This window comes from Streptomyces sp. MBT65 (assembly GCF_016612545.1).
Taxonomy (GTDB): Bacteria; Actinomycetota; Actinomycetes; order Streptomycetales; family Streptomycetaceae; genus Streptomyces.
Genome location: NZ_JAENRY010000774.1, coordinates 1 through 426 on the forward strand (window position 1 = coordinate 1; position 426 = coordinate 426).

Sequence of the window (426 nt, forward strand, 5' to 3'; positions counted from 1 at the left end):
CGGCGGCGATCTACGTGGCGTACAACATCGGCATCATCGCGGGGATGTACGCCTTCGGTGCCCACTGGGGCGTACGGTCGGCGGCCCTCGGTGTGGCCGGAGGCGGCTTCCTGATGGTGCTGACCCAACTCCCGGCGCTGTGGCGGCAGTTGACGAGCCACAAGCCCACCACCCCGGAGACCGGAATCGGCACCGGCACCGGCACCGACACCGACCCTTCCGAGCCCCGCCCGATGAACCTCGCCCTGATGGCCACCGTGCTGCTCTTCGCCCTCTGCCGTCAGTCCCAGGTCCTCATCGAGCGCTTCCTCGCCTCCCACCTCCCGGCCGGCGCCATCTCGCATCTGAACTATGCGCAGAAGGTCGCCCAGATGCCGATGGTGCTCTCGCTGATGCTGTGCACGGTCACCTTCCCGGTGGTCGCGC

Annotated in this window: 1 protein-coding gene; it reads left to right on the plus strand. The window is 68.5% G+C overall.

Translation table 11 applies throughout. The features are described from left to right. A partial coding sequence (locus tag JHN63_RS52055) for a lipid II flippase MurJ (protein WP_307782208.1) occupies positions 1-426 on the plus strand: 426 nt, incomplete at both ends.